The sequence below is a fragment of the Bacillus aerolatus genome, assembly GCF_009183655.1.
GTDB classification, from domain to species: Bacteria; Bacillota; Bacilli; order Bacillales; family Domibacillaceae; genus Pseudobacillus; species Pseudobacillus aerolatus.
In genome coordinates this window covers 42,414-51,001 of sequence record NZ_WEIO01000015.1, presented here as the reverse complement: position 1 = coordinate 51,001, position 8,588 = coordinate 42,414, and the positions used below count along the sequence as shown (strand labels likewise).

The 8,588-nt window shown below is 43.0% G+C and carries 12 protein-coding genes and 2 rRNA genes; 13 read left to right on the top strand and 1 reads right to left on the bottom strand.

Features of this window, described 5'->3' with window-relative positions; genetic code table 11:
- The 13 genes from F9802_RS18125 to rsmI form a co-directional block, all read left to right on the top strand.
- Positions 1 to 124, top strand: a 23S ribosomal RNA gene (locus F9802_RS18125); the annotation flags it as partial.
- Between the two features lie 131 nt (positions 125 to 255).
- A 5S ribosomal RNA gene (gene rrf, locus F9802_RS18120) occupies positions 256 to 371 on the top strand.
- A gap of 148 nt (positions 372 to 519) precedes the next feature.
- Complete coding sequence (locus F9802_RS18115) at positions 520 to 711, top strand: sigma factor G inhibitor Gin (protein ID WP_152154494.1); 192 nt, start codon at positions 520 to 522, stop codon at positions 709 to 711.
- Between the two features lie 57 nt (positions 712 to 768).
- Complete coding sequence (locus F9802_RS18110) at positions 769 to 2,202, top strand: aminotransferase class I/II-fold pyridoxal phosphate-dependent enzyme (protein WP_152154492.1); 1,434 nt, start codon at positions 769 to 771, stop codon at positions 2,200 to 2,202.
- Between the two features lie 20 nt (positions 2,203 to 2,222).
- Positions 2,223 to 2,870: a dTMP kinase gene (gene tmk, locus F9802_RS18105; RefSeq protein ID WP_152154490.1), complete on the top strand. Its 648-nt coding sequence runs from the start codon at positions 2,223 to 2,225 to the stop codon at positions 2,868 to 2,870.
- 118 nt (positions 2,871 to 2,988) lie between these two features.
- On the top strand, positions 2,989 to 3,318 hold the full coding sequence (locus tag F9802_RS18100) for a cyclic-di-AMP receptor (RefSeq protein ID WP_152154488.1): 330 nt from the start codon (positions 2,989 to 2,991) through the stop codon (positions 3,316 to 3,318).
- 15 nt (positions 3,319 to 3,333) lie between these two features.
- On the top strand, positions 3,334 to 3,774 hold the full coding sequence (locus F9802_RS18095) for a YaaR family protein (protein WP_152154486.1): 441 nt from the start codon (positions 3,334 to 3,336) through the stop codon (positions 3,772 to 3,774).
- A 12-nt stretch (positions 3,775 to 3,786) separates the two neighbouring features.
- Complete coding sequence (gene holB / locus F9802_RS18090) at positions 3,787 to 4,788, top strand: DNA polymerase III subunit delta' (RefSeq protein ID WP_225435395.1); 1,002 nt, start codon at positions 3,787 to 3,789, stop codon at positions 4,786 to 4,788.
- Positions 4,781 to 5,608, top strand: coding sequence for a PSP1 domain-containing protein (locus tag F9802_RS18085; RefSeq protein WP_152154482.1), 828 nt, complete (start codon positions 4,781 to 4,783; stop codon positions 5,606 to 5,608). The genes holB and F9802_RS18085 overlap by 8 nt, the downstream gene beginning before the upstream one ends.
- 13 nt (positions 5,609 to 5,621) lie before the next feature.
- Entirely contained in the window at positions 5,622 to 5,990 is a 369-nt protein-coding gene (yabA, locus tag F9802_RS18080) for a DNA replication initiation control protein YabA (protein WP_152154480.1), read from the top strand.
- A gap of 156 nt (positions 5,991 to 6,146) precedes the next feature.
- Positions 6,147 to 6,893: a tRNA1(Val) (adenine(37)-N6)-methyltransferase gene (locus F9802_RS18075; protein WP_152154478.1), complete on the top strand. Its 747-nt coding sequence runs from the start codon at positions 6,147 to 6,149 to the stop codon at positions 6,891 to 6,893.
- Positions 6,877 to 7,152 carry a GIY-YIG nuclease family protein gene (locus tag F9802_RS18070; protein WP_152154476.1) on the top strand — a complete coding sequence of 92 codons (276 nt, stop codon included), beginning with the start codon at positions 6,877 to 6,879 and terminating at the stop codon, positions 7,150 to 7,152. The genes F9802_RS18075 and F9802_RS18070 overlap by 17 nt, the downstream gene beginning before the upstream one ends.
- Complete coding sequence (gene rsmI, locus F9802_RS18065; protein ID WP_152154499.1) at positions 7,145 to 8,020, top strand: 16S rRNA (cytidine(1402)-2'-O)-methyltransferase; 876 nt, start codon at positions 7,145 to 7,147, stop codon at positions 8,018 to 8,020. Before F9802_RS18070 ends, rsmI begins: the two co-directional genes overlap by 8 nt.
- A 37-nt stretch (positions 8,021 to 8,057) precedes the next feature.
- Here rsmI and F9802_RS18060 read toward each other — a convergent pair whose 3' ends face one another.
- The gene (locus tag F9802_RS18060; RefSeq protein ID WP_152154474.1) at positions 8,058 to 8,342 is read right to left on the bottom strand and encodes an AbrB/MazE/SpoVT family DNA-binding domain-containing protein; all 285 of its coding nucleotides are present in this window, start codon (positions 8,340 to 8,342) and stop codon (positions 8,058 to 8,060) included.
- Positions 8,343 to 8,588: the final 246 nt, after the last annotated feature.

Sequence of the window (8,588 nt, the reverse complement as noted above, 5' to 3'; positions counted from 1 at the left end):
AGATGAGATTTCCCTTAGCGCAAGCTAGTAAGATCCCTGAAAGATGATCAGGTAGATAGGTTCGGGGTGGAAGCGTGGCGACACGTGGAGCTGACGAATACTAATCGATCGAGGACTTAACCAAAAACGAAACGTTCAGGCGCGGAAACACGCCTGGACGGAACAAATGAATAACACCAAATGGCACGGTATTGCCGGTTACTTATACAACATATTATCCAGTTTTGAAAGAACAACTCTTTCAATTTTATACAGTCTGGTGGCGATAGCGAAGAGGCCACACCCGTTCCCATCCCGAACACGGAAGTTAAGCTCTTCAGCGCCGATGGTAGTTGGGGGTTTCCCCCTGTGAGAGTAGGACGCTGCCAGGCAAATGATAAAGAACAGCGGAGGCTGTTCTTTTTTTGTGAGTGAAATTTTTCAAGATCAAGGCAATATTTCAACTCTTTTTTCTATTATCAATAGATTCGTATATTTTTAGTAAATAGCGGACACACTAGGTTTTAGGAGGTGGAGAAGATGAAAGATTTATTTAAGGGAAAAACGTGTATGGTGTGTGAGGAAGAAAAAAAGGAAGGGATGTATGTGTACACGGCTTTCATTTGCTGGGAATGCGAAAGGGAAATCGTACAGACTGAGCCGGAAGAAGAAAGGTATGCAGACCTTGTGGCGAAGTTAAGAAAAATAGGAAAGCCATCCGTTTTTTCGTGATCAAGCAAGTATGGTATGTTAGGCTAAGAGAAAAGTATAGTAAAGGCAGGATGTCAAGTGAGTCAAGAACAGATTCCGCTTATTAACGCGTTGCAACAGTATGCAAAACAGCAGCCGCTGTCTTTTCATGTGCCGGGTCATAAAAATGGCTTGGTAGGAGTGAATGGGCAGTTAAAAGATTTTCAAGCATTTTTGCGTTATGATGCAACAGAAGTTTCGGGGCTGGATGATTTTCATTCGCCAGAGGGATGCATTTTGGAAGCACAGCAGCTGTTAACAGAGTTGTACCATACGAGAAAAAGTTATTTTTTAGTGAACGGCAGCACAGTTGGTAACTTGGCGATGGTGATGGCTGTTTGTGAAGAAGGAGATACAGTCTTTGTTCAGCGCAACTGTCATAAATCGATTGTCAACGCACTGAAGCTGACAAAGTTACAGCCGGTCTTTTTAGATACAGAGTACGATACACGGATGCAGACAGCTGGGGCAGTCAGTCTTGATACGGTAAAACAGGCGTACAGCCGCTATCCCTCTGTAAAAGCGATTATTTTAACTTACCCAAATTACTACGGAATGGCGGCACCGCTTAAAGCCATTATTCAGTTGGCAAAGCAGAACGGTTCTTTTGTATTAATTGACGAGGCTCACGGTCCTCATTTTATTTTGCAAAAGCCGTTCCCGCCAAGCTCTTTGACGATGGGGGCTGATATCGTCGTTCATTCGGCTCACAAAATGCTGCCGGCGATGACGATGGGTTCTTATCTTCATGTCCATTCGAAGGAAGTTCCACTTGCGAAACTGGAATTTTATTTACAAGCTCTCCAATCGAGCAGTCCGTCTTATCCCATTATGGCTTCTTTAGACTTAGCCCGTGCTTATTTAGCGAGTATCACAGAAGAGGATTTAGCTTCTACGAGGCAGATGAGAGAGAAACTCGTTTCCTTGCTGCAACTGAAAAATATCGAGACGCTTTTTCCGGATGATCCCTTAAAATTGGCGCTCAGGAAACGAGGTTACAGCGGCTATGAGTTGCAGGAAAGGCTAGAGGAAGCCGGTATTTATACGGAATTGGCCGATGCATCCCAAGTGCTGTGTACCTTGCCTTTAGTTAAAAAAGGACACAATGATTTTTTATTTCACGCAGAAAAAAAGATTGTAAGTCTTATAATAGAAGACAGGGAAGAACGCATTCCCATGATTATGCCGTTGTTACATGAGGAGAAAATTTCTTCGCTCGTTCTATCTTATAAAGAACAGGAGCATTGTTCAACGAAGTGGGTAAATGTAAAAAAAGCAGCGGGCAGGATCGCTGCGGAAACGATTATTCCCTATCCGCCGGGGATTTCCTTAATCATGGCCGGGGAAAGAGTTTCTAAAGAACAAGCAATAATAGTTGAAGAACTGCTTGCTCAGCAAGTACATATTCAAGGAGGACAGCGGTTAACTGAAAACAAACTGGCTGTTTTTTCTGAAGAAGGATTGAATAAATAAGAGACTGTACGGAGGAATATATGAAAAAGGGACTGTTTATTACGATTGAGGGGCCGGAGGGAGCCGGCAAAACGAGTATTATTCAAATGCTGATAAAAGGACTTGCTGAAGAAGGCCAAACAGTAACTGCTACCCGCGAACCGGGAGGAATTTCTATTTCCGAACAAATACGGGAAGTAATTTTAAATAGAGAAAACACTTTAATGGATGGACGAACGGAAGCTTTATTATATGCCGCGGCAAGAAGACAGCACCTCGTGGAAAAAATTACGCCGGCCCTTGAAGAAGGAGCGATTGTTTTGTGCGACCGCTTCATTGATAGTTCCCTTGCTTACCAAGGTTATGCGCGGGGGTTAGGCATAGAAGAAGTGTATGAGATTAACCGATTTGCCATCGGAGAATTTATGCCTGACTTGACTTTGTTATTCGATGTTCGTCCGGAAGTAGGATTGGCACGAATTAAAGCCCATCAAGAACGGGAAGTGAACCGGTTAGATTTGGAAGCTTTGTCATTTCACAAGAAAGTAAGGGAAGGTTACTTGCAGCTGAGGAATAAATATTCCAGCCGGATAGTCATTGTAGATGCGGAAGCTCCGGTTGAATCGGTGTATCGCGAAAGCCTCAAGCTGATTATGGAAAAAGTCAGCGAATTGTCTCTTAAAAAATAACTTCGAAAGAATTCCTGAGAAAGGGGTTCTTTTTTGTTAATAATGTATGTACAATTCAAAAAAACAGTCTTTTTCTTGGTATAATAGAAAGAAGAGGGAACTATGAGGAGGAAAAGGGATGAAGTTAATTTTAGCCGTTGTTCAAGACCAGGATAGTCACAGGTTGTCACAAGCTTTAATTGAAAATAATTTCCGGGCAACGAAGCTCGCCACGACAGGCGGATTTTTAAAAGCGGGCAATACGACGTTTATTATCGGTACAGATGATGTCCGGCTTGACCGGGCGCTCGCTATTATTAAAGATAACTGCCAATCGCGTGATCAAATGGTGGCGCCCGTTTCACCAATGGGAGGCAATGCTGATTCTTACGTTCCTTATCCCGTAGAAGTCCCGGTAGGCGGAGCTACTGTATTTGTCTTGCCGGTAGAGCAATTCCATCAATTTTAATAGGGGAAATCTGCGATGAAGATCAACAAAGATATGAACTTTAATATCGATAAGCCGCGGGCTGATCAAAAATCCGGGCAGGCGGGACAAGCGAAGTTTGCGAGCTTTGTCCAGCAGCAGAGCCACCAAATGCAGAATGAACAGCTGGCGAAGCTGCTCGGTGACATTGAAGGAGCAGGGGAAAGGCTGGCACGCTCCCGAACATTCCAAGACATGGCCAAATATAAGACGCTTGTGCGCCGGTTTATCAAAGAGGCCGTGGATTTCGGAATGAGCTTGAAAGGTTCTCATACGTGGAATCAATTTGGCGAAGGCCGGAAGTTAAACCTTGTTGAAATGATTGATGAGAAATTGATTGAACTGACAGAAAATGTGATGAAGAAAGAAAAATCATCCGTTGATTTACTCGACCAAATCGGTGAAATTAAAGGATTAATTATAAATTTATACACATAGGCGGGGATGAAATTGTCCGATATATGGAAAGATTTAAATGAACTGCAGCCTATTGTGCTCAAAATGTTAACGAACAGCTTAGTGAAAGATCGCGTGGCTCATGCTTATATATTTGATGGAGATCCAGGAACAGGAAAAAAGAAAACATCTTTCTTTTTTGCTAAAACCCTGCTGTGCAAAGAAGAAGGCAAGACTCCTTGCGGCGAGTGCCGCAATTGCCGGCGTATTGACAGCGGCAACCACCCGGACGTTCACGTCATTGAACCGGATGGCTTATCGATCAAAAAACAGCAAATTTCTTTTTTGCAGCAGGAGTTTAGCAAAACGGCAGTAGAGGCGAAAAGAAAAATCTACATCATTAATCATGCGGACAAAATGACGGCCAGCGCCGCCAACAGCCTGCTGAAATTTTTAGAAGAACCGACATCTGATACAGTGGCCCTGCTGTTGACTGAGCAGTCGCAGCGAATGCTTCCAACAATTATTTCCCGCTGCCAGCTCCTTTCTTTTAAACCATTACCGCCAGCTTTTCTTAAAGACAAGTTGACAGGAGAAGGGGTTCCTTTGCCGATGGCTGCCCTCGTGTCAAGATTGACGAATAATTTTGATGAAGCACTCAATCTCAGCGGCGAAGAGTGGTTTGCACAGTCACGTAAAATAGTGTTAAGATTGTATGAAGTCCTTCAGAAAAACCCGTTGGAAGCAATGGTGAAATTACAGGAGGACTTTAACGGGCATTTTAAAGATAAACAACAAGTGAGTCTCGCGCTGGATCTTTTGTTGCTGCTTTTTAAGGATTTATTATCTATACAGGCGGGAGAAGAGCACGGCCTTGCTTTTCCGGATCAGCTTGCCTTGCTCAAAAACATAGCTCTTCATTCTTCCGGCACAAGGACAACAGAGCAAATGACAGCCATTTTAGAAGCAAAGCGCAAGCTAGATGCCAATATGAATCCACAGCTGTTGATGGAGCAGCTTGTGCTAAAGTTGCAGGGGGGAGCATCCTTTGTATGATGTAGTAGGAGTACGCTTTAAAAAAGCGGGTAAAATATATTATTTTGATCCAATGGATCTCGGCATTGAAAAAAACGATCATGTCATTGTGGAAACAGCCAGAGGCGTAGAACACGGTGAAGTGGTCGTCGGACCGAAAAAGGTGGAAGACAACGATATCGTTCTTCCTTTGAAAAAAGTAATTCGCAAAGCTGATCAAAAAGATCGCTTAATTGTTGATGAAAACAAGACAGCGGCAGAAGAAGCTTTTGAAATATGCTGCGGAAAAATTGCCGAGCATAAATTGGATATGAAGCTTGTTGACGTTGAATATACATTTGACCGCAATAAGGTCATATTTTATTTTACAGCGGATGGACGGGTAGATTTCCGCGAGCTCGTAAAAGACTTGGCCGCCATTTTTCGGACGAGAATCGAGCTTCGGCAAATCGGTGTCCGCGATGAAGCCAAAATGCTTGGCGGAATTGGCCCGTGCGGTAGAATGCTTTGCTGTTCGACCTTTCTGGGAGATTTCGAGCCAGTCTCGATAAAAATGGCGAAAGATCAAAATCTCTCATTAAACCCCACCAAAATCTCAGGTTTATGCGGCCGCTTAATGTGCTGCTTGAAATACGAGAACGATGAATACGAAGCAGCTAAAGAACTTCTTCCAGATATCGGCGCAAAAGTAAACACCCCTCATGGAGCCGGGAAAGTCGTGGGTTTGAATATTTTAGAACGGGTGCTTCAAGTGGAGGTATTCGATCATGAGCGGATTCTTGAATTCACCATTGATGAAATCGCGTCAGAAGGTGCTGTATCAGCACGAGCCACAGAGTAGTGGGGTGGAATGGGTGGATAAAAAAGAATTTTTCGATTCAGTCATCGATATGGAATTGCAAATTGGCCAGCTGTACAAACGGCTCGGTGATTTAAAAAACAGTTTGGCAGAAATGCTGGAAGAAAATCATTCATTAAGACTGGAAAATGAACATTTACGGCGTCGGCTGGAGGAACTCGAACTTTCCCGCAGACGAGCCGGACAAGAAACAGATGAAGAAAATACTAGCACAGCCTCTTCAAAGCTGATGGATATAGGCGAAGGTTACGACAACCTTGCAAGACTTTATCAAGAAGGATTTCATATTTGCAATGTTCATTTCGGCAGTCCGCGTAAAGACGAAGATTGCTTGTTTTGTTTATCGTTTTTAAATAAAAAATAATAGATCGTTGTGTCGAGGCTGTCCATGAAGGCCAGTGCCGGAACTGCTAATCATTTAAGAAGCCATGCAAGCCTTTTTAAATGAAGCAGCAGTCAGGCCTGTCGGGGCAGTCTCTCTTTTTTATGAAAGGAAAGTGGAATTGGGAGGAAGTAAAGAATGGTTTTATTGAAAGATGATGAAAGGCTCGATTATTTGTTGGCGGAAGAACTGCGAATTATTCAAAGTCCGTCCGTCTTTGCGTTTTCCCTGGATGCTGTGCTTCTTGCCAGATTTGCTTATCTTCCGCTGAAGAGAGGATCGGTCGTCGATTTATGCTCGGGGAATGGAGTTGTGCCGCTGTTAATGAGCACGAAAACAACGGTGCCGATCATTGGTGTAGAAATTCAGGAGCGGTTATATGATATGGCCATCCGCAGCATTGAATATAATGGATTGGGTGACAGAATCTCTATGGTGCATGGGGATTTAAAAGAAGCTCCAGTACAGCTGGGATATGAAAAACATAGCGTCGTCACTTGTAACCCGCCTTACTTTATCACGCCGTCTAATAAAGAAATTAATTTGAACGAACATTTGGCAATTGCGCGGCATGAAATTTATTGTACGCTTGAGGATTGTATCCGCTCGAGCAGTCAGCTGTTAAAGCAAGGCGGAAAAGCAGCATTCGTTCACCGGCCGGGAAGGCTTCTTGATTTAGTCACGTTAATGAGAAAGTACCGGCTGGAACCAAAGCGCCTTCGTTTTGTTTATCCGAAGCAGGGCAAAGAAGCAAATACTGTTTTAATAGAGGGAATAAAAGACGGAGCGCCCGACTTAAAAATATTGCCGCCGCTGTTTGTATACGATGAACAGAGCGAATACACAGAGGAAGTAAGAGAGATGTTATATGGAGAAAAGCACTAATCATTTTTTCTATGTACTGGAATGCAAAGACCAATCATTGTATGGCGGTTACACGACGGATTTGGAGAAAAGAATAAAAGCGCATAACTCTGGCAAAGGTGCGAAATATACACGAGGCAGAGGACCGGTGCGGCTTATCCATTCTGAATTATTCAATACAGTAACGGAAGCGATGCAGGCAGAATATGCGTTTAAGCAGCTGACAAGGAAACAAAAAATCAATTATTTGCAAAATGGGGGTAGCCGTTATGATAGCTAAACAAAAAAGCTTTGCCAATGAAGAAAAGGGAGCACTTTATTTAATTCCTACGCCAATCGGCAACTTAGAGGATATGACTTTCCGCGCGATTCGCATAATGAAGGAAGCGGATGTGATTGCTGCTGAAGATACGCGCAACACAAAAAAGCTATGCAACTATTTTGACATCGCCACCCCGGTGACTAGCTATCATGAACACAACAAAGAAACGAGTGGAAGGCATCTTCTCGAGCGAATCAAAAAGGGAGAGAAAGTGGCGCTCGTCAGTGACGCCGGCATGCCGTCTATTTCTGATCCAGGTTACGAACTGACAGCGGCTGCGATAGAGGAAGAATTGGCGGTTATTCCCCTGCCGGGAGCTAATGCGGCGCTGACAGCTTTGATTGCTTCCGGACTTGCTCCCCAGCCATTTTACTTTTACGGCTTTTTAAGCCGCGGCAAAAAAGAAAAAAAAGGGCAGCTGACAGAATTGAATAAGATGCAGGACACTTTTATTCTGTATGAATCGCCGCACCGGCTGAAAGACACGCTCGCTTTAATGGCGGAAGTATTAGGTGCCGGCCGCCGAATCGTGTTATGCCGGGAGTTGACAAAGAAATTTGAAGAGTTTTTGCGTGGAACAGTGGAAGAAGCACTTGCCTGGTCAAAAGCAGAAGAAATTTTAGGTGAGTTTTGCCTGATCGTTGAAGGAAATGAAGCGGTAGAAGAACTGGAAACGGAAGACTGGTGGACTTCTTTTTCCATCGTGGAACATGTCAACTTTTATATTAAAGAAAGAAATTTTACATCTAAAGATGCTATCAAACAAACAGCAATTGACCGGAAGACGGGGAAAAGGGACATTTATCAAGCTTATCATGTAGAATAGAAAAACGAGCCTGCGGAGGCTCGTTTTTTGTGAACAATTATTTTACGGAAGCAAAAGAATCGGAAATTTCTTTCATCAGCTGTTCTGCACCTTCACGGCTAAGAATTAATTTTCCGCCGGCAAGTTTAATGTTATCATCGGAAACTTCTCCTGTAACGTGGCAAGTCATGCTCGGTTTGTATTTCTTCAGGATGATTTTGTCATCATCTACGTAAATTTCTAATGCATCTTTCTCCGCAATACCTAATGTACGGCGAAGCTCAATTGGAATCACTACCCGTCCTAACTCGTCAACTTTACGAACAATACCTGTTGATTTCATCTTTTTTTCTCCTTCCAAATTTGTTTATTAAAAAAGTCAGACGTTAACTCGTCATTTTTCGACATTTTTTTTATTTACTTTTTTATCATACCAGCTATTCCCATCATCGTCAACAAGAAAATGTAATTTTACCAAGGAATGTAAAGCGATAAAACGTTGATAAATCAAGCTTTCAAAGCATTTAGTTAATAATTGGAAAGTGAAAAGTGAAAATAATGTCGAATGCTATTAGTTAAATGTCGAATG

Bases quoted from the DNA above. Each gene is read 5' to 3' on its own strand.
- F9802_RS18115 (WP_152154494.1), top strand. From the start codon at position 520: ATGAAAGATTTATTTAAGGGAAAAACGTGTATGGTGTGTGAGGAAGAA.
- tmk (WP_152154490.1), top strand. From the start codon at position 2,223: ATGAAAAAGGGACTGTTTATTACGATTGAGGGGCCGGAGGGAGCCGGC.
- F9802_RS18100 (WP_152154488.1), top strand. From the start codon at position 2,989: ATGAAGTTAATTTTAGCCGTTGTTCAAGACCAGGATAGTCACAGGTTG.
- F9802_RS18095 (WP_152154486.1), top strand. From the start codon at position 3,334: ATGAAGATCAACAAAGATATGAACTTTAATATCGATAAGCCGCGGGCT.
- F9802_RS18075 (WP_152154478.1), top strand. From the start codon at position 6,147: ATGGTTTTATTGAAAGATGATGAAAGGCTCGATTATTTGTTGGCGGAA.
- F9802_RS18070 (WP_152154476.1), top strand. From the start codon at position 6,877: ATGGAGAAAAGCACTAATCATTTTTTCTATGTACTGGAATGCAAAGAC.
- F9802_RS18060 (WP_152154474.1), bottom strand. From the start codon at position 8,342: ATGAAATCAACAGGTATTGTTCGTAAAGTTGACGAGTTAGGACGGGTA.